The organism is Pandoraea capi (genome assembly GCF_902459735.1).
GTDB lineage: Bacteria > Pseudomonadota > Gammaproteobacteria > Burkholderiales > Burkholderiaceae > Pandoraea > Pandoraea capi.
The window spans coordinates 344,011-362,354 of the sequence record NZ_CABPRV010000005.1 but is presented as its reverse complement, the minus strand read 5'-3'; the positions used below and the strand labels follow the sequence as shown (position 1 = coordinate 362,354).

Annotated in this window: 19 protein-coding genes; all 19 read right to left on the bottom strand. The window is 59.5% G+C overall.

The window, feature by feature from the left end:
- Nucleotides 1-41: 41 nt before the first annotated feature.
- The 19 genes from PCA20602_RS13595 to PCA20602_RS13500 all read right to left on the bottom strand — a co-directional run bounded on the left by PCA20602_RS13595 (nt 42) and on the right by PCA20602_RS13500 (nt 18,247).
- Nucleotides 42-656 carry a phage baseplate assembly protein V gene (locus PCA20602_RS13595; protein WP_150721665.1) on the bottom strand — a complete coding sequence of 205 codons (615 nt, stop codon included), beginning with the start codon at nt 654-656 and terminating at the stop codon, nt 42-44.
- 8 nt (nt 657-664) lie between these two features.
- Nucleotides 665-1,756, bottom strand: coding sequence for a phage baseplate assembly protein (locus tag PCA20602_RS13590; RefSeq protein WP_150721664.1), 1,092 nt, complete (start codon nt 1,754-1,756; stop codon nt 665-667).
- A 691-nt stretch (nt 1,757-2,447) separates the two neighbouring features.
- Nucleotides 2,448-2,939: a hypothetical protein gene (locus PCA20602_RS13585; protein ID WP_150721663.1), complete on the bottom strand. Its 492-nt coding sequence runs from the start codon at nt 2,937-2,939 to the stop codon at nt 2,448-2,450.
- Between the two features lie 69 nt (nt 2,940-3,008).
- Nucleotides 3,009-4,484, bottom strand: coding sequence for a DNA circularization protein (locus tag PCA20602_RS13580; RefSeq protein ID WP_150721662.1), 1,476 nt, complete (start codon nt 4,482-4,484; stop codon nt 3,009-3,011).
- Nucleotides 4,481-6,472, bottom strand: coding sequence for a transglycosylase SLT domain-containing protein (locus PCA20602_RS13575; RefSeq protein WP_150721661.1), 1,992 nt, complete (start codon nt 6,470-6,472; stop codon nt 4,481-4,483). The genes PCA20602_RS13580 and PCA20602_RS13575 overlap by 4 nt, the downstream gene beginning before the upstream one ends.
- A 109-nt stretch (nt 6,473-6,581) precedes the next feature.
- Entirely contained in the window at nt 6,582-6,884 is a 303-nt protein-coding gene (locus tag PCA20602_RS13565; RefSeq protein ID WP_150721660.1) for a phage tail assembly protein, read from the bottom strand.
- Between the two features lie 2 nt (nt 6,885-6,886).
- A complete protein-coding gene (locus PCA20602_RS13560; protein WP_150721659.1) occupies nt 6,887-7,261 on the bottom strand; it encodes a phage tail tube protein in 375 nt (124 codons plus the stop codon).
- 59 nt (nt 7,262-7,320) lie between these two features.
- A complete protein-coding gene (locus PCA20602_RS13555; protein ID WP_150721658.1) occupies nt 7,321-8,814 on the bottom strand; it encodes a phage tail sheath subtilisin-like domain-containing protein in 1,494 nt (497 codons plus the stop codon).
- Nucleotides 8,815-8,875: 61 nt separating this feature from the next.
- On the bottom strand, nt 8,876-9,064 hold the full coding sequence (locus PCA20602_RS13550) for a DUF2635 domain-containing protein (protein WP_150721657.1): 189 nt from the start codon (nt 9,062-9,064) through the stop codon (nt 8,876-8,878).
- A gap of 9 nt (nt 9,065-9,073) precedes the next feature.
- On the bottom strand, nt 9,074-9,637 hold the full coding sequence (locus PCA20602_RS13545; protein ID WP_150721656.1) for an ABC transporter permease: 564 nt from the start codon (nt 9,635-9,637) through the stop codon (nt 9,074-9,076).
- Nucleotides 9,634-9,966 (bottom strand): head-tail joining protein, encoded by a 333-nt coding sequence (locus PCA20602_RS13540; protein ID WP_150721655.1) that lies wholly within the window; start codon nt 9,964-9,966, stop codon nt 9,634-9,636. Before PCA20602_RS13540 ends, PCA20602_RS13545 begins: the two co-directional genes overlap by 4 nt.
- On the bottom strand, nt 9,966-11,030 hold the full coding sequence (locus PCA20602_RS13535; RefSeq protein WP_150721654.1) for a major capsid protein: 1,065 nt from the start codon (nt 11,028-11,030) through the stop codon (nt 9,966-9,968). Before PCA20602_RS13535 ends, PCA20602_RS13540 begins: the two co-directional genes overlap by 1 nt.
- A 95-nt stretch (nt 11,031-11,125) precedes the next feature.
- Nucleotides 11,126-12,055: a head decoration protein gene (locus PCA20602_RS13530; protein ID WP_150721653.1), complete on the bottom strand. Its 930-nt coding sequence runs from the start codon at nt 12,053-12,055 to the stop codon at nt 11,126-11,128.
- A gap of 32 nt (nt 12,056-12,087) precedes the next feature.
- Nucleotides 12,088-12,738, bottom strand: a complete 651-nt coding sequence (locus PCA20602_RS13525; protein WP_150721652.1) for a hypothetical protein — start codon at nt 12,736-12,738, stop codon at nt 12,088-12,090.
- Between the two features lie 27 nt (nt 12,739-12,765).
- The gene (locus PCA20602_RS13520; protein ID WP_150721651.1) at nt 12,766-13,632 is read right to left on the bottom strand and encodes a S49 family peptidase; all 867 of its coding nucleotides are present in this window, start codon (nt 13,630-13,632) and stop codon (nt 12,766-12,768) included.
- Nucleotides 13,629-15,311 (bottom strand): phage portal protein, encoded by a 1,683-nt coding sequence (locus tag PCA20602_RS13515; RefSeq protein WP_150721650.1) that lies wholly within the window; start codon nt 15,309-15,311, stop codon nt 13,629-13,631. Before PCA20602_RS13515 ends, PCA20602_RS13520 begins: the two co-directional genes overlap by 4 nt.
- Nucleotides 15,312-15,557 (bottom strand): gpW family head-tail joining protein, encoded by a 246-nt coding sequence (gene gpW / locus PCA20602_RS13510; protein WP_150721649.1) that lies wholly within the window; start codon nt 15,555-15,557, stop codon nt 15,312-15,314.
- A gap of 7 nt (nt 15,558-15,564) precedes the next feature.
- Complete coding sequence (locus PCA20602_RS13505) at nt 15,565-17,718, bottom strand: phage terminase large subunit family protein (protein WP_246182148.1); 2,154 nt, start codon at nt 17,716-17,718, stop codon at nt 15,565-15,567.
- The gene (locus PCA20602_RS13500) at nt 17,654-18,247 is read right to left on the bottom strand and encodes a hypothetical protein (RefSeq protein WP_150721648.1); all 594 of its coding nucleotides are present in this window, start codon (nt 18,245-18,247) and stop codon (nt 17,654-17,656) included. The genes PCA20602_RS13505 and PCA20602_RS13500 overlap by 65 nt, the downstream gene beginning before the upstream one ends.
- Nucleotides 18,248-18,344 lie beyond the last annotated feature (97 nt).

Genomic DNA, 18,344 nt, shown 5'->3' with positions numbered 1-18,344 from the left:
GGCCTCCACTGGGGAGGCCTGAAGAAGGAAACACGAGACGATTATTGCTGCTGGCTCGGCTGGTCACTTGTAACCGTCGAGCTTCCACCCTGCACATTCTTCACCGGATGGGTGTGCGTATTTGAGATTTGGCGCATGTCCGCCAGCGTATGCGGGTTACTGCCGAAGTTGTCCTGCATATGTCCGCTCGACTTGACCAACGGCGCATCAATCTCGACACCACCCGGCGCCACCAGAGTGAATTTTCCGGAGCAGTTCCACGTCACGTCCGACGCGTCGTTTACGACAACCGGCTGACCTTTCGCTTCCACGACGATCCCGTCGGTGGCCGTTAGGTACACCGATTTCCCGTCCTGGCTGTGGAGAATCGTTTCGCCGGGGCTCAAATTCTGCGGGCGAGATGGCTGGTGGCACGTTCCAATGACGATCCCTTTCGATCGGTCGCCGCCAAGAAACGCTACCACTGCATCTGAGCCCACTGGCGGGTTCGAGGAGAAGCCGAATTCTGCGAAGCGAGGAAGGCCGTCGCGCACCTCAGAAGCACTGAGCTTCATCTGCATGATTTGGATTCCCCCGGAATCGCGCACGACGGCCACAAGCGCACGCGCAATGCCGAGGAGGATTCGCTGCGAAAGGCGCCCGAAAATGTCACCCATATCGCCCCCTATCGACCGAATACGGTACCAACGAGGTCGCCGAACTGCGGGTAAAGCAAAATCGGCTCAGGCTCGAAAGCCTCCGGCGGCATCAGGGTGAGATTGGCGTGCGTGCCAGACTCATCCAGAGAAAACGTGACTTCGGCAATCAGGTACCGGACAGGCACAGTACCCGCTTGGTCACCCGAGACTTTCAGGCTCGGAATCAACACATCGACGAGCTTATTCGGCTCCCACAGGTTGCCGGCCACGTCGTGCCAGTTGTCGACCGTGAGGTGGATCGTCTCGGCGCGTCCACGGCGACGGGCAACTTCCCACAACCCGCGCTTCTTGCCCACTTCCCAACCAAGTTCACCGCACTCAGCGATGATGACGCGGCGGCGGAAACGAGGGACATTCGGATCTTCCGCAACGAAATGCGGATCGTTGATCGAACTCAGATCCTGCATGTTGTTCGTACCGGTCAACATCACGACGATTTCAGAAAACCGCCGATCCATCGATCGCTCGACCGTTGCCGCTTCGAGATTGATACCTTCGTGAATACCGCTTGCCATCACCTCGGTACCAGAGCGAGCCAGCACAAGACTGCCGTCGGCCGACTCGTAGACCAGCAGCGCGCTGTAGCGGGCTGTCCGCTCGACGATATCGAAGGTGCTCTCACCCGGCAGGATATTGATCTGGGGAATCACCAATAGGTTTTCGACTTCGCACTTGACGCTCACCGAGTACTTTTCGGCCAGTTGTTGAGCCATCGAATATGCAGTGACGTTGCTCATCTGGTAGTTCGGCCAGACGGCGGCGCAGTCAACAAGGTCCTGGCATTGCCCGCGCCCCGTCACCCGGATATCGTGGCCGTCTGCGGAGATGCTCGGAACGACTCGGTCGACAAATCCCGTCACAACGGGTTTGCCGTTCAACGCCAACACGCATGCCTCGCCGGGATTTACGATAATGTCTTGAGCCTGCCCCGGGAAAATCTCGGTCATTTCCAGCTCAAAATCGCCTGGACACCGCTCAATTCCCTGTGTCACCCGCAAACGCGTCCACCCCGACAACCGGGTCCTGTTGATGCTTAGAGCTATGTTTTCAGTCGACATATCGGAGAATTAACCAGTGAATTTCACTCTTTTTCTGTCAGGGATGGCGCTCGCTCTTACAAACGCAAGTGCGGAGCCAATTTTCAAAGTGAAGGACGGTGGGTCAATTGCATGCACTACTTCGGAGGGCGTATATCAAGCCACAACGCACCCCGACGCGCCGCTACCGAACAATTGCGGAAGACTTCAGCCCGGCACCGCATTTGAAGCCATGAATCGGTCTCTGACGTATGTCCCGAAGGACCAGAGTGAGCCAATACTGGGAATCGTCTCCGGCCGCCCCTTGGCAACTTCAAATGAGCGGGGCCAGCCATCCTATTTCAGGGTGAACGCAGACACCGTGGAGGCAGCCCGGGACTCGAAAGGCAACTACGTCCAACCCTCATGCGACTACCCCGAAAGTTACGTGACGAGCAAGCTCCTTGCCGGCCCAGATGGAAAGCTCTATCTGAAGCAAGGCAAGGTCACTATCAAATGCGTGAACGGGGAAATGCGGCAGATCTATCAGCCGCTAAACTGAGTTTCGATACTCCCCAAAAGAAAAAGCCCCGCTGAGAGGGGCTTTATGTTTCTCTGGTATGTTTACCGGCTCCTACACCCTTAACATTCCATACTGGGGAAAACGTGAGTAATTCTAAGAACCCTGTTCCGAATCCACAGCCAATTAGGCGTGATACACACGACCACAACTCTAAGCGCCCAACGCCGCCGAGCAAGCCGCCGAAGCAATAAAGATGAGCGGGCTGGCAATCGCTGCCAGCCTAATCCAATTCAGCCGGTCAGCGACCTTCGCATTTCGGTCGATGGCCTGCTGAATTCTGGATTGCATATTCTCCAATTCGAACACCCTGATCTGCTCGAAAGAGTATTGCGAAGGCACATTAAGCAAGTTTCCCGGCTCATTATGCAACTGCGGGTACTCCCCAATCGTCATGCATCCGCAGATTAGAAGCCCCGCGAGTACGACGATGTACGCAGTAAAAGTCAAGGTTCCGATTGATAGCCACGTCCAGTGATGCAGCTCCAGCGCCTTTGCCCCGTAAGCTAATCCTCCGCCGATACCAGCGAAGAAAACGGTCAGTGTCGTTGTGCATTGCTTCTCGATTGCTTCCGTCGCACTTTGATGAGCTTTGAAATTTTCGACGGCAGCTTTTTCGATCCAATCGATGCGATCTTTTTCCATTCCTCTCCGCCCATTCAGTTTGGCAGCCAGTATACGTGGTAATTTCCACCGACCACCGAATGCCCAAAGTTATGTCGCCAACGCCTTGAAACTTGTAGGACAAAACGCCGGGTGAATCGGGTTCGCCTGCGTCACCAACTCGCCTTCGCGCCCGATGTCGCGGTAAATTCGATTCGCGAGCGCCAGAGACGGGATCGATCCATTGAACTGAAAGGTCGTCGCAGCAGCCAGCCCTTGACCACGGCTGTCGAAATCCGTAACAACGGCATCTCGCAGGGTCCGAAGGGACATATAGACATCGTCCTCGCCCTGATCGGCCGCCAATTGAATCTCGGCGTCGATGAGGCCCACGATGACGTTACGGACATCGATGGCATCGTCGGCTGACGCCGGCTGATATGCCGTCGAACTCGTGGCTACCTGCGCTATCGCAGCCCGTCGGAGAATATCTCCCGTCGCGCCTGCAACGACGGCCTGGGCCGAGGCCACCGCAGATCCCGCTGGAACAGCCGGAGGTGTGTAACGCGCCAACGGTGTGAGCAATCGAATTGCATCGGCCGGCGAAGATGCCGTATTGGCCGTGGCGACCATCAAGCTTTGCGCCGCACTGCTGAAACCCGCCGGGTTGATGCCAGCGTTCACCGCAGCCGCAGATAGCGCCGCCCCCGCGACCGCCACAGTCGCAACGTTCTGAGAATCTTGCGCCAGCAGGCTTACAACCGTTGCCGTCTTCGGAGCTTTGCCGTTAGATCCAGAGTAGCCGCTGTTCCCGCCGCCAAACAGGCGCCCGAAGTTTCCGGAGAGCGTCGAAATCGCATTGAAGAACCGCCGCACGCTATGCACCAGACCATTCACCATCTGGTAAAAGCCCACAGCGACGCTCACGGCCGCCTTAATGACGGCCACACCGGTCTTGATAGCGTCGAGCGTGTTGCTGATGAAACTGAGGAGCGAGGCTGCCGTGAGTGCCGAAGAGGCCGTGCTTACGGCGTCCTTTGTCGCGGAAGTGGCGCTTGGGTATAGACGATCGCCACCCAGCACGAATGTCAGCCGCAACTCGACGACCCGACCACGATCCCACGACGTGCCGATCTCGGCCTCGGTGCAGTTAGCCTTGATCTCACCCCACGTCGGGTGAACCAGCTTTCCGATGCCCGGCGGCTTGGTGTTGTTGACCGATCCGCCACGGATCACGTTGAGCAGGTTGATCTTCTGGGTGGTGACATCCCCTCCGCCGTAGATCAAACTATTCTCGACGAGAAAACCGGTGACCTGTAGGACGTTAGTCTTCAGACCGTTGTCTTCAATCCACGGGCGCGTCTCCTTCTTCGGGTAAGAGTGGACGACGACATTTCGCCCGAACACTCCACTCTCCGACAACACGGCAAACGGCACGCCGTTGTAACTCGCCTTGCGCAGTTTGCTGGCATAGTCACCGCTGCCGAACAGGCTCAGCAGATTCTGCGCGGACGAGGCGATTCCCTTGGCGGCAGACGCCACGCCGCCGATACTTCCGGCGACATTCACCACATCAGCTACGCTCACACCAACGCCTCCATTTTTGACGTCGTCACCTTGGCGGATGCCGTTGTGTTGCCTTGCGATCGCACCTTTGCCGTCGCCGGACGCCCGTCCTGATGGATGACCACGTCGACGTGCACCCGACCGGCGTCGGCGGTCACCGTCGACGGCGACTGCCCCGGAAGGTTGGCAGCGGCGATCCGCGGAGAATTACCGTATAGGCCCGTGCCGCCCATGCGGGCTTGCACCTGATCGACGTAGTTACGCGTCTCTTTCGGGGCATTCTCCATGCCCTTACGTTGCAAATTGCCCTGGCCCCAGTTGTAACCCGCCAAGGCCTTACTGAGATCACCGCCGTTCTGCTTCAACAGATCCCGATACATCTGCGCTGCCGCCGTGGCTGACTTGGTCAGGTCGTCCGGATCCTCCAGGCCGTATTGCTTCGCCGTGGCATCCATGAACTGGAAATGCCCTTTGGCACCGGCAGGCGAACGCATGTTCGTCCCTCGGCCCGACTCTTGCGCCCAAACGCTGTCCAGCAGCCCCTTCGGCAATCCATACTGCGATTCGAGCCGTGAAAACAGGGCATTCGACTCGTTCGTCGCACGGCCGGCACCGGATTGCTGGCGAAGGCCGGCGGCGATATCTGCATTCGACTTCCCCGTGAGCCGATCCCAACCGGCACCAATGAAGCTCAGCGCGGGCAGGCTCGTTGATGCGGCCCACCAGTTACCGGCGGCAACATCGCTCGCCCCCTTGGCCGAATTCGTGTCCGGCAATCCTGCGGCTTTCGCCACTTTCAACGCACCCCATGCGGCGAGCCCTGCGACCCCAAGAGTGCCAAGCGCGGCGACAGCCCCGGGAATGGCGACCGCCGTGAGAGATGTGAGATTCGCGATGATCGAAACAATGCCCGCGGTCGGCGCCGCAAAGGTGATTGCGGCGAGCGCTATTGCCACGCCCTTCACTCCGCCAATCGCATCGATGAAGTTAGTGATTTTCTGGGTAGTCTCATCCCAGTTCACCGTCTCCAGCCACTTGGCAAATCGCTCGACGTACTCGGCAACCTTCGTCGCCACGATATCTCCGTACTGATCGACAAGGCGTTGCACGACGCCGATCACCCGTTCGAGCGCCGGTGCCATGGCCTCGCCGAACGAATACTTCAGCTTCGTTCCGGAGGCCTCAAGCTGGATCATTTGCTCGTTGTACGCCGCCGCGCGCCGCAACTGCTCATCGCTGAGCACGAGCCCCATGCTCTTTGCCTTCTCAACAAACGCATTGATGCCCGATTCGCCTTTTTGCAGCATCGGCAGCAGCGACCCGACACCGAAAACATCAGCGATCAAAGCCTGCGTTTGAACATTTCCCTTCTGCTTGACGATCGCATTCGCTACGTCCTTGAGCGCTCGGGTCGCGTCAACGGCTCCGTCCTTCGTGCGATGCAGGCTGATGCCGAACTTCTGCATCATCACGAACGCGTCCTGATTTCGGCCGTAGGTGGCATCCTCGATGGTCTTGCCGAGCGTCTTGAGTGAACCAGTCATCTCATCTGCCGAGAGGCCGGCAAGCTTCGCGGCACCCCGGTACGCCTGAAGATCCGCCGCAGACACACCGATAGCCGCCGAGGTTTTCAAAACCTCGGCGCCCATCTTGCCCCACTCGTTCGTCATCAAGGCAATGCCTGCGATCGAACCGAGGCCCGCAATACCTGCCAGCGGAGCGACGATACTCAGCAGGCTGCGGCCAGCATCGGCAGCCGCGTAACCAATGCGCCGAATGCCACGTGCAACCTTGGTCACACCGGTTTCATCGCCGAGAGCCTTCAAGGACCGACCGACATCGGCGAACGGCTTCCGGAGCGTTGAGGCCGCTTCGTTCATCTTCTTCGAAGACGCGGTCACCCGATCAATTGGCTTCGTGATCCGTTGCATCGAGGCTTCGATGCGCTTCGCCACCGCCGACGCTCGATCAGCGGCCGTGATGGTGATCTGATACGCGTTACCAGCCATCAGTCCTCCATCTGTGATTGACGAATGCGCTTGGCCTGATCTCTCCACCAAGCAAGTTTTGAAAGTGCGAGGCGCTCGGCCTCACACGGGCCCCAACGGAAAAAATACGTTACGTCGGCGATTGCGTCGCCGACTCCGTCGGGCCATCGTCGGTAAAACCCGCGAGATACTCGTTCGCCTCCGCGAAATCTCGCTGACAGAGCTTCTCGACGGCCGACTTCGGCAGTCCCGAAACCAGGTGGATCAGCGTGATCCCGATGCCGATGTTCGATCCGCCAGTCGACGTTGCTTTATCCAGCTCGCCGGCCGTGGGCTCGCGCAGGTTGACCTTGTCGTAGACAACTTCGCTCTCGCCGCTGCCGAGTTTTACCGGCTTGCGCAGGGGGATTGTTTTTTCGTCAGGTTGATTCATGTTCAGCTCGTCGTTTCCGAAACTTGGGGGCCTTCCCACTTAACTTCGATGGTGGCGTCCGTGGACTTCGCAGTCTGGTCTTCGACAGTCCACATGTTCCGGCCGATGATGGTTTTGCCGTTGGCGAGTTGCGTGACGACGGTGACGTTATCCATCGCGTTCAAATCCGCGACCGTGAGGTTGCCGGCGTCCCGCAGGCTCGCCGAGATCGTTCCCGGACGCGGCTTCTCACTGAAACCATGCACACCATCCTGACCCGAGAGCGTCTCACGCGTCACCGACGATGGGTTGTATTCGAAATCCCCCACTAGGAGGTAATTCGTCCCGTCAACGGTGAGACTGGCGGTTCCCGCCAGCCGATTCGGATTACCTGCCATGAGGAATCTCCAAAAATGAAAAAGGCGCCTTCGGGGCGCCTGGTTAAATCGGGGGGGGATTAGCTCAATCGGAACTGCATCAATAGCGCGAAGACGCGCAATTGCGCGATCAGCACTGCCGGATAGATCACGTCCACACGGTTCGGGTTGGTACTGTTCTGCTGAACGACGAGCCCTTGAGCAAACACGGTGCTCTGCTGCACGAACCCGTCATATTCGAGCTGCTGATATTGCGCGATGAGGTCCGCTTTGATGATGGCCGGCGTCACGATGGACGACCCCGGCGCGAAGCGCGTGCCGTCGGCGGCCAGCTTCATGCGGGCGTACTTACTCGTCACGACCGAGCGCAGCGCACGCAGCACAAAGGCCAGCGTGTAAAGCGTCTCCACCTCCAGATAGCTGTCGTCGGGTTGACCGAAGCTGTTCACCTGATAGGTCGTGATCAGGTTTTCGATAGCAACGGTGCCATCGCTGGCGACCGTGAACGTCGAAATACCATCCCACAGTAACGTGTTGCGGTCATTGAGCGCAAAGCGGGACGCCAACGGCGGCGCGAAGAAGCTCGAAAGCGCTAACGTCTGGACAGGCCGTGCCGGGTCCGCACGCACCGACGTCGCGACAGTGCCTGCGATATCCGCAGCGAGAATCCACGCCGCCGTCGGCGAATCGTTGAAACCCATCACCGAGACGTGCTCGTCGTTTCGCCCGTTACCGAACGTCGTGAGCGCCCCGAGGGTTCCACGGTAGCCACAGAAGGCATGGCCGTAAATCTGCTTGCTCCAGCTCCACCGACCGGTCTTGGAACTCAGAAACGCCTTTATGGCGTCCAGAGAGTTCGCGTCGGTGTACGGGAACGCAATGAAGTCGAACTCCTGGTCGAGCAAGTTTGCGAGCCCTGTCGTCAGCGCGGGATTGACGGCGCCGCCGGACATCTGCGTGATCGTCAGTGCGAGACCGGCCGGCATTGCTTCGCCACTCGCGGCCCCTCGGTAGTTCAGGCGGATGTCAATGTCGTTCCCCGCCAACCCCTTGTTCTTCGCTGTGACCGTCACGGTCGACGTCGATGCTGTCGCCGTTACCGGCAGATCCGACTGAGCGTTGATCGCGGCGGCGAGCGCCGTGGCGATCTGTGCGGTCGTCTGGGTGGCAGTGACCGTCAATGTGACCGGAGGCACGCCGTTGATCCCGGCAATGTAGAGGTACACGACGCCCGTCGCCGTCGGTACAGACGTGACGGCGATCGTGCCAGTGGCCGCGACGGCGCTCGGGTCGTCCGCCAGCGGCAGATACCAGACCTCGCCGAACGGATCGGCATTTCGATAGGCAGCAGTCATCAGTGCCAGCATCGAGCCAGCACCACCGATGGACTTCGCCTCTGTCGCGCCTTGCGAGATCTGGGGAACGCCCGGCGTTCCAGTTCCAGCGGACGTGATCTGCCCGATGATCAGCGCTCGCTGCGTCGAAGCCCCACTGTTTGCCTGACTATTGTCGAGATCGGCATGGAACAGGGGGACACGCAGATTCTGCGGAATATTTGGAAAGGGAACAGTCACTTGGCGTTCTCCAAAACAAAAACCCCGCCGAAGCGGGGTCGTTGTTCAATTCGAAAGTTGTTCAGGCGCTTTTGGCCGGCTTTGCCGAGGCAGGCTCGGGTATTTCTGCGGTCACACGAATGGCGTCACCGTCGTTGATGCGACGGATCCAGTACAGGTCAAAATCCCCGACCTCCAATCCGGACTCGGGGATGAATTGTTTCGTCTCGGGATCACGAAGTTTGATCCCCGGCGCAGGCTTGATGAACATTGCCGCTCCTCAGAGTTGGGGGTGAATGATGATTCCGGATTGCGGGGTGCCATCGGGGACCGACACAGCAATCTGCACTTCATCGATCGGGACGGTCGGAATCTGGAAGAAGTCCTCGGGGCCTTGGTAGAACTTGACCTCGATGTTCATGATCAATTCGCCCATGGGCATTTCGCCCTCCGACGACGTCGAAATCTCGGAATCGATGGAAGTGAACTGTTCAATCAGGGCACCGCCAGCCGAGTCGTTCCAGATAAGCGGGTTGTTGATCAACGAGGCTTCGATCTGCGCCCGCAGCCGCTCTGCCGCTGCTAAGGCGACAGCAGAACCCTCATCACCCACCAATGCCGGTGACGTCGTCCTCACGACGATTTGCATCGTAGCGAAGACGTCATATCCCGGCTGAAACGGCCCCTGCGATTCCTTCCGCTCGCGAGGGTTTCGGACAAGAATGCAAGGGTACGCCCCGTCCATCGTCGGCCAGTCGAACGGCGAGAACACCGATTGCCCGGCATCAGTCGCCCCTTTGAGTGCCTGAACGAATAGGGCTCGAATATCAGCAGATGTCGTCATGCCATCACCATCTTACTCAAAACCAACTTAGCGCCGCCATGACTATCAACTCGCACGTCTTTCACAACGTATGACGCTCCGGTACGCACCACCGTCAGTTGATCGTTTTGCACCGGCGGCACGTCGAACTGGGACAACTGGACGCCGAGCACCGCCTGCACGGTCGTCAGTTCAACAGACGCATCGGAGAAAAGCATCTCCTTCTGATATGCGTCGTCGAATACCCCGTTGATCGTAAGCGGCGCGCCAGCTCGCGGCCGGTATTGCACTGGCTCGCCGAACACGCCCATCAGCGGCCCCAGAACTTCCGCGCCCCAATTGATCGGCATTACGCTTCCGCGCGACCGCTGGCGAGCACTTCGGGGCGAGTGCAGAGATACAACGGGTAGGCGTACGCCTCCATCTTCCACCACATGCGGCGATCGCGATCGATGATCGGCAGCACGTAGACCGGAGCGCCGGGTTGGTTGATGAATTCGGCGGATTCGCCCGGCGCCATCACTTCCTGGAAGATGCCGGGGGCGTTGACCGGGAAGAACTTGACCTTATCGTCGGCGATCTTCACGGACGTGTTGTCGTCCGAGCCGCGGTAGTTCACCCACGTGACACCGTCGAACTCAAACGACGAAAACGCGTCACCGAACGAGTCGTCACGAATGTCGCGAGCACCCTCCCAGTTGAGGAACGTGCGGATGACGTCCGGGTGGTTCGAGAACTGGTCGTAGAACGTGTCACCACAGAGCGCCATGATGCGGGTTTGGTTCGTGAACGCCCCCTGCGCCTTGCGAGCCATATAGCGCTTGATCCCGTTGATGATCGGGCGCAGGCTATTTGCCGTTCCCGCCGACAGGTTGAACGGCGTCTCGGTCGCTTGCGTGATCTGGAATTCGTCGAACCAGTTGTACAGAACAGAACCGTCCTTCGGATCCAGCACCAGGCCCTGAACGGCGGCCAGACGCAGGTATTCCTTGGTGTATTCGACGCTCGCCAAAAGTCCGGTCGGACCGGCGAGGCGGCGCGCGACTTCTCGTTCGAGCTGCATGGGGACGGTAATGATCTGCCCCGTCGGCCCTTCCGGGAATTCGCGGATGTTCTGGATTTCGTAGGTGTGAATCGTATCGTCGTGCATCAGGCGCGGCACGTCGAAGTAGCGCATCTTGCGCTTTTCCGTCGTGCGCTGCGTACCCTCGGTGCCACGCTCGCTGAAACCGATCAACTTGAGCGTGCCGGTGCGTTCTTCGACGGACACGGCCGTCGTTCGGATCGGGTTCGGATCGAAGATGTTCAGTCGGCCTAGAGCGCCGGGCTGGTAGGGATTGCGTTGCACGCCCTGCGTGAGCGTCAGCGCGCTAAACGCGTCGCTGTTGAAAATGTCGATGATTTCGCCGGCCATGGCTTATTCCTTAGAAAAAAGAAAAGCCGCCTTGCTGGCGGCCTCAATGCGTTCACGAAAGCGCCGCCGACAGGCGGCCTTTTTTAGGGGGCGGATTAGCGCGGGATGATGGTCAGCGCCTTCAACTGCGCGAGAGCGGCTGCAATCGCGGGGCCGCTCATACCTGTCGGCCACACCAGTTCCGATGCGTTGACCTCGGCTAGTCGCACAACGACCGCGCACGCCTTATCCGCCGTCGTTACGTCCTTCGACGCGAACAGGATCGCGCTGGGCACCTGCGATCCATCGACGTTGGCCGGGTCGAACGGCTTGTATTTGCCGGAACCAGCCGCCACGGTCACGGAGAAACTGTCGCCAGGCGCGAACGCGGTACCACCAGCAGTGATCGTGAACGAAAGGCCCCCAGCCTTGAACGCCGTGCCGGTGGTGCCGTGGCCGACCTCGGCACCCGCCGGATCAGACATCACGAAGTGCGTCGCATCGTCGAACTCGACGGAGTAGACGCCGACCTTGGCTGCGTAGCCTTGCACGCTAAGCGAGCCTACGGTGCCATTGCCGGTGTTCGTGCCGGCGGCGGACGTAATCGTCGGATTGCCGGGCGCCGCCGTGGTCGTGAGGGCGAACGTGTCGCCAGACACGAAAGGCGTTCCGCCGGCAGTGACGGTGAATCCGATGCCCAGGCCACTGAATGCCGAGCCGACAGCACCAACGGCAGTTTGCCCGTCCGGCGCAGTCACCGAAAAAGCGGTCGCGCTCGTAAGGGCCACGTTGTACGTGCCGATCATCGTGGCCGGCGCAGACTGAACCGCAACGGAGCCGAACGTGCCGTTGCCGGTGTTCGTGCCCAGTGCCGCTGCGGTCGCTGTCAATGCAGAGAGCACAGTACCAAGTACCGTGCCTGCCAACACCTTGCCACCGCCAGTCAGAATGCCTTGTTCGATCGATTGGTGGCCATTCGCCTGGGAGACGAGGAAGCCACCGTTGTGCCAGTTTTCTTGAAACGGCGTGTAGGTCGGGTTACCCATGATGGTTCAGTTCCTTGAAGGCTGAGGGTTTATTAGCGACGGCCCGGATTCGCGGCCTTAAGGTTTGCATCCCAGCGCGCCGCAAGAGCCTGTTGACGAGACGGTTTGGCACCGCCGTCTCCGCCGAGGCTCGGGTTTCGAGCGGCGCGCGACGAATGGGCTGCTGACGCTGCGGCGGGAGTCGCTTCAAGCGTATCGATGGCTTCGGCCCGTGTCATACGCGTTTTGAAAGCCAGGTTCGCCGCGAGGACGGGATTGCGAGCCGCGGCCTTCGAACCCATGATGGCGGCGCAGCGGGCTTGTTCTCGGCGACGGGCACGTGCGGCAGAACTCTTGCCGCGCATTTCGCCTTCGTCATCTTCCGCATCGGGGTCTGCGTCATCATCTTCGGCGTCCGGGTCGACGTCGTCGTCTTCTGCGCGACGCGCACCTTTGTCCTTTTCGTCGGCGGGATCCTCTTCGGCGTCAGGTTTGTCATCCTCACGCTCTTCCGCGCGGCGCCCCTTCTTGCCTTTCGAATCGCCGGGATCTCGATCATCGCGATCTTGATCGTCCATCTCGTCGTCCTCGGCTTGATCGTCATCACGTCGATCGTCGTCTTCAGCGCGCGCTGCGCGGCTGGAAATCCCAGCGAGATGGGCGAACGAAAGCCCGCGCGCCGCGAGGGTGCGAATACTCTTCATAAGTGAAACCTCTTGGGGTTGGGAATGTCAGCCCAGCTCGGCGAGCAGTGAGCGAAAAGCTTCGTCAGGTGCCATTACGGCATCGGCGAAACCGATCTCGACGCCTTCGGCGCCAAGGAAAGTCGTCGCCTGCGTGCCGCGCACAGAGGCCACCGACAATTTGCGATTACGAGCGACGGTCTTCACGAACAACTCACCCATTGCATCGACGTCCGCCTGATATCGCGCCAGCGCCACATCCGACAATGGATTGAACTCGTTGCCATCAGCTTTGCGAGCGCCGTAGTGGATCATCGTGACAGTGATGCCGTCTTTCGCCAGTGCCTGGGAAAAGTCCACGTGCGCACAAATGACGCCCACTGAACCGGTGCCGCCGGTGCGAGGAACCGTAATCCTGTCCGCCGCGCTTGCAATCGCGTAAGCCGCCGAAAATGCGGATTCGGAGAGGACTGCCCAAATGGGCTTCTTGCCGCGCGAGTTGTAGATGGCGTCGACCAGGTCAAAGCAACCGGCCACTTCACCACCACCGCTTTCGATATCGAGCATCACCGCGCGCACTGCGGGGTCGTCCAACGCCATGCTGAGATTCGCCCGAATTCCGTCGTAGCCCGTCATGCCACAAGTCGGGCGCATGTACCCCGACTTGTGCACCAGCGTGCCCGTGATCGGGATAATCGCGACGCCACGCACGACCTCGTAGTAGCGGTAGTCGGGCTCATCAGCTTCGTCTTCGAGCCCGAATTCGCTGATCGCAAGGGGTTGACCGCTTGTGCGAAACAGCTTCGTAATGCCAAAGCGATCGGCAAGCGCCGCCATCACCATCTCCGCCTTTGCTGGCGTAATGGCAAGCGGAGTGTTGAATAGCCGCTGAGCGAGGAAAGGCAGATTGTTCATTGGGGTTGAGGTTCCTCTTCCGGCTCCGATGCCTCCTCGGCACTCTCGACGCCAGACCAACTCGGGGGCTTCATTCCGAGACGTTTGAATGCGTCCAGCTCTATCGCTCGTTGGGCGAGGACTTCCTCCCAATCGAGGCCCTGCTCCGCGCACTCACGCTTGAGAGTCGACAAACCAGCGTCCATACCAAGTACAGCGCCCTGCTTTTCCTTAACCGGGTCGACCCAACCGCGGGCGACGCCGAGCCAATCGCAGCGCGAATAAGCTGTTGCCGCCTCGATAAAGTCGGGGGCGCCCACAGGCAGGACATCATCCAGTTCGCCGTTCTCCATTGCCTCTTGCAACCATGTGGCAAAAAGCGGGGTCGCCGTACCAACTTTGAACTCCGCATTGCGGCGACTAAGCGTTTTCCAGCTTTCTAGAAGCGCTGCTCGCGCACTCGAATAGTTGGTCTTGCTCCAGTCTTGGGTAATCTGCTCCGCCGAAACCCCCATTGCAGCAGCGATCGAGCGAAGCATTTCGTGCGCAAATTCCCCGAATCCGCTGTGCGGGTGGGCTGCGGCAACCTGCTTGATTTCTTCGCCGGGGGCAAGCGTCGGAACTCGAACGCCGTTGAGCATTGCCGGCCGCTCTTTCGCCCAGTCGGCACGAAGCTCCTGGTAGTAACCGATCTCCTGATCGCTACCTTGCGAGTCCATCGCGGCTTCAATCATCGCCGGATCATAAGGACTCGTGACATAGGTGCCGAAGATCGTGGCTACCGTAGCAGCTTGCAACTCAACCCCGTAGTAGCGGGCGAGCATTTTTGCGTGGGCGAGCACCGGCGTGAACACGCCGATTCCACGGCTTTGGCCGGCACGATCGCGTTCGAAATCGTGAATCACGCGGCGCCAACCGTCTTCGTCCTCACGCTCGACACGCTCCCACTCCATCGATTCGACCGCGTTGTACCAGTCGTTCTGATGGGCTTTGCGGATGTGATAGGCCAACGGCACACCGTCGTCATCGATCTCAACGCCACCGCGCAAGTACTTCGTATCGATCATTTGATACGGGTTCGACAGACGATCGGGATCTACAACGAGGAACGACGTCGCGTACTGAGCGGCACCGCGCCCCACTCGCTCCGGCTTCCAGTACGAAACGAGAAGCGCCTCGCCATCGACCAGCTTGTGACGCAAAGCAAGGCGCAACTGCTGCGAAACCGTCAACTGGCGAGATACGTCGTTGTATCGGCCAAGATCCTCCGAATACAAGCGCCACAGCGCTTCAACCGCCTGTCCGAAATCCTTCGCCCAACTAGCATCGAATCCCTTCGCGAACCGCCGCAATACGCGCCAGTCGGGACTCGTCGACAACCGTAGGTGCGCACCCACCGTGTTATCGAGAATGCGCGTGACGCCGCCGCTGGCCCAGCCGTCATTCCGGGCGAGATCACGCGAGCGCGCGACCATCTGGTCGCGATAGAGGTTGATCTCCGAGTCGGGAGAGCGAATCCACGGATACCAACTCCCCATTTCTGGGGACGTGAGCGACGCTGCCTCGTACGGGAAGCTGTTCGCGTACGGTGGGCGTGCGAAGCCCGTAGACCCGCCCATCCCAGATTCAGCGCGCACGCGTCCCCCGCCTGACGCATCCCCGAAGGGCTTGCCAGACGTATCGACGATGAGAGATGGCATTTAGAACAGAATCCTGCGTGCGCGGTGGAAGTTCGGAATGATCCCTAGGGCCTTTTGCAGCATCTGAATGCTGCGCATGATCTGTGCAAGATCGCTTTGCTGGTACGTAACCGACTTGGTCCCATCGCCCTGGTTGTAAGTGGCCGTCACGATCTTCGAGCCGGATGAAAGATCGAAATAGGCTGCTTGCAGCGCCGCCAGTCTCGACTGCATATCGAAAGTGCCCATTCCATCCGTGATTGCCATGTTTTTCCTAAGCAAGTCGGCCCGTGAGTTTCCTCCGAGGCGTTTGAGTATCCGCCGGCGTCGGTGGCGACTGTTCTGACATATCCGCGACGGGCTGAGGTGCGATTTCGTTCTGTTGAGCGCTGCGCTCGAAAGGCTGCGTCACGAGATCGACACGTCGATTGAGTTTCAAACCCAGATGCATCAGCCCGCAAAGCGCTCCATACGCATACACGCGGCAATCAAGCGCCTCGTTCGCGCGGCCAGAAGGCAGCTCCCACACTCGATACTTCTGTCCACCGGATACTTTCACGACGGAGCGTTCGGACGTGAGTTGCTCGAAGTAGCCGATATCCCGATCGCTCGGAAAGTGCATGAAGCCCGGCCCAGGCTCCTCAACGTGAAGCCGATTACGAATCGTGTCTTTGGCCGTGTTCACGCCGAGAATCACCGGGCGGAATGACGCTTTCGTCCGCCGGGACGGCTTTTTGACCGGCCAAACCGGGTTTCGCTTGCCGCTTACCGCAGATTCGCCCTTGATCGCCCAGATTCGCCGACCCAGTCGCGCTTTGGAAAACTCATAGACCTTCTGCGTATGGTGCCCACCCGAGTCGATGCAAACCGCCATGGCCTCGAATGGTCGACCGTCTGCGCGATGCCAAATCTGATCGAGAAATGCGTCGAGCTGCTCCCACGGTCCCGGGGTCTCCAGATCGCCCTCGATGACCTCGTAGTCGATCGACCAGCTTTCTTCGTTGCGCCCCCAACCGACGACTTCGATTTCAAATCGATAGTCCTGCACGTCAACGCCAACCGTTACCACCGCAACACCGTCGGGGACTTGAGCCGCCCAGCTCTCACCGCGAGCGACGAGCGCCTCAAGGCGCAGGACCTTGCCAGAGTTCGGGCGATACGGCATGCCCGCCTGCGTGTTCCACCAGGTTTGCTTCTTCTCTTCGTCGCCCTCGGCCTTCAGCCATTTCGCAGCGATATCAGCAGGCTTATCCTTCTGCCATGGGCTATAGAGCTTGCTCGCCTGGAATCCGGCGTGCTCGTTATCAACCTTCCAGTCACCACACTCTGGGCACTTGGCGCGGTAGACCGCGTGGCGGTCGCTCTCCCACCAGTCCCAAACCTGAGCGATTGCTGAGTCGGTGGAAGGCTCACGCGAATCATCCGGGCCTCGCCAAGCACGCTCGTAGTCGTCAAGCGGAACGTGTCGAGATCCGCAGCATTCAAATGGCTTCGTCTGGTGCCAACGCACTGTTTGAAGCGCACGCAGTCGATCTCCTTCAGACCAGATTTGGCCGCATGACTCGCAGGAAATCCTAGCGGTTTTCGGGTAGTGTTCGACGACCGTTCCGCCTTCGTCGCGGCGCTTATCCCAATCGACATGCTTAAAGAAGTCGGGAAACATGCGGTGCCCGCAGTGTGGGCAAGCGACCGAAGCGCGACGCTGATCCGACTCCTTGTAACTTGCTTCGATGCGACTTTCGTCCTCAACCGTAGGCGAGCACGCTCGAATCGACAGCCAGTTGACGCCGAATGTCGCCGTCCGCTCCTCCGCCAGAGCGATCGGCTCACCTTCTCGGGTCACCGGGTATTTGTCCACCTCGTCGGCAAGGATCACCCGCACCGGACGGCGAGCAAGGTTGTCAGGACTGCCTGCACCCGCGAGCGCCAAGAATCCGCCGGGAAACGCCTTGAATAGCAGCGTCTCATCAGCATTACGCGTCTTGCTCGTTCCCACGAGCTCGCGCAGTGCCGGCGTCACACGAATCAATGGGCTGATTCGCTCCTTACTGAACTGCTCGGCCGCGTCCTCTTTCGGCTGCAACAGCAGAATGGGGCAAGGATCAAGGTGAGCAAAATAGCCAAAGACGTTCTCCAGCAGAGCCGTCTTCAACAACTGCGTACTCACCATCGTCGTGACGACATGCACACCCGGCTCAGTCACCGCGAGCATAGGGCCGCGAGCGACCTCAACCGTCGACGTCTCCCAGTTCCCGGACGTGCTCCCAGCTTCCTTTGCCAGCTTGCGGTACTTGTCCGCCCATGCTGGCACGCTAATTCGCGGTGGAGGTGTCCATGCGCGCCGAACAGACGCCCGCAGCCGCTCAGCCTTCCCTTTCAGAGAAATTGGCTTCAGGTTCGCCGAGTTGGGCGATTTGCTTGTGGACATGCGCAGTTAGGGCCTCGACAACTCGGTCGGCCTCGACGCCCAGCTCGGCAGCCAAAATCGGCCCTACCCTGGTCGGCCAGTTAAGCCACGCATCGCGCTGCGCCCGGAACTCCTCGAAGAGGATTGCTGTTGCGGTATCCAGCTCGACGAGGGAGCCAGACTTTCGTTCGTACTCGAGCTGAGCCATCAACCCGAGATAGTTCTCCTTGAAGCACCGCGCCTCGTCAAAGTCGAGCAACTCAACGTTGCCCAAGAGGATCCGATTCGCTGCGTCGCCAGCACTCTCGCCAGCTTCAAGTGTTACCTCTGACGCCGCCTGGGTAACAGTCTTTCGTTTGTTACCCTTTGGGGCTTGGGTAACAGTTTGGGTAACAACCGAAATCCCGTCGCGGCGGTATCTTTTCAGAAGCGCATTCGACTGGTCGACGTCGATGTCATCGCCCGAAAACACAAGCCAGCCGCGCTCCTTCCACTTCGTGACCGTCTTTCGACTGACCCCGTGGAGTGTCGCGAACTCGCTTTGATTCATGTATGGATCTGTTACCTGTTACCCAAATTTCAAAACTCAGCGCTGGGCGAATTCCGCGAGTCTTCGCTCCCGCCCTGCATGATCCCCGGGGAAGGAC

Excerpts from the sequence above, each read along its gene's own strand:
- PCA20602_RS13595 (WP_150721665.1), bottom strand. The coding sequence starts at position 656 with ATGGGTGACATTTTCGGGCGCCTTTCGCAGCGAATCCTCCTCGGCATT.
- PCA20602_RS13590 (WP_150721664.1), bottom strand. The coding sequence starts at position 1,756 with ATGTCGACTGAAAACATAGCTCTAAGCATCAACAGGACCCGGTTGTCG.
- PCA20602_RS13585 (WP_150721663.1), bottom strand. The coding sequence starts at position 2,939 with ATGGAAAAAGATCGCATCGATTGGATCGAAAAAGCTGCCGTCGAAAAT.
- PCA20602_RS13575 (WP_150721661.1), bottom strand. The coding sequence starts at position 6,472 with ATGGCTGGTAACGCGTATCAGATCACCATCACGGCCGCTGATCGAGCG.
- PCA20602_RS13565 (WP_150721660.1), bottom strand. The coding sequence starts at position 6,884 with ATGAATCAACCTGACGAAAAAACAATCCCCCTGCGCAAGCCGGTAAAA.
- PCA20602_RS13560 (WP_150721659.1), bottom strand. The coding sequence starts at position 7,261 with ATGGCAGGTAATCCGAATCGGCTGGCGGGAACCGCCAGTCTCACCGTT.
- PCA20602_RS13550 (WP_150721657.1), bottom strand. The coding sequence starts at position 9,064 with ATGTTCATCAAGCCTGCGCCGGGGATCAAACTTCGTGATCCCGAGACG.
- PCA20602_RS13545 (WP_150721656.1), bottom strand. The coding sequence starts at position 9,637 with ATGACGACATCTGCTGATATTCGAGCCCTATTCGTTCAGGCACTCAAA.
- PCA20602_RS13540 (WP_150721655.1), bottom strand. The coding sequence starts at position 9,966 with ATGCCGATCAATTGGGGCGCGGAAGTTCTGGGGCCGCTGATGGGCGTG.
- PCA20602_RS13535 (WP_150721654.1), bottom strand. The coding sequence starts at position 11,030 with ATGGCCGGCGAAATCATCGACATTTTCAACAGCGACGCGTTTAGCGCG.
- PCA20602_RS13530 (WP_150721653.1), bottom strand. The coding sequence starts at position 12,055 with ATGGGTAACCCGACCTACACGCCGTTTCAAGAAAACTGGCACAACGGT.
- PCA20602_RS13525 (WP_150721652.1), bottom strand. The coding sequence starts at position 12,738 with ATGAAGAGTATTCGCACCCTCGCGGCGCGCGGGCTTTCGTTCGCCCAT.
- PCA20602_RS13520 (WP_150721651.1), bottom strand. The coding sequence starts at position 13,632 with ATGAACAATCTGCCTTTCCTCGCTCAGCGGCTATTCAACACTCCGCTT.
- PCA20602_RS13515 (WP_150721650.1), bottom strand. The coding sequence starts at position 15,311 with ATGCCATCTCTCATCGTCGATACGTCTGGCAAGCCCTTCGGGGATGCG.
- gpW (WP_150721649.1), bottom strand. The coding sequence starts at position 15,557 with ATGGCAATCACGGATGGAATGGGCACTTTCGATATGCAGTCGAGACTG.
- PCA20602_RS13505 (WP_246182148.1), bottom strand. The coding sequence starts at position 17,718 with ATGTCCACAAGCAAATCGCCCAACTCGGCGAACCTGAAGCCAATTTCT.
- PCA20602_RS13500 (WP_150721648.1), bottom strand. The coding sequence starts at position 18,247 with ATGAATCAAAGCGAGTTCGCGACACTCCACGGGGTCAGTCGAAAGACG.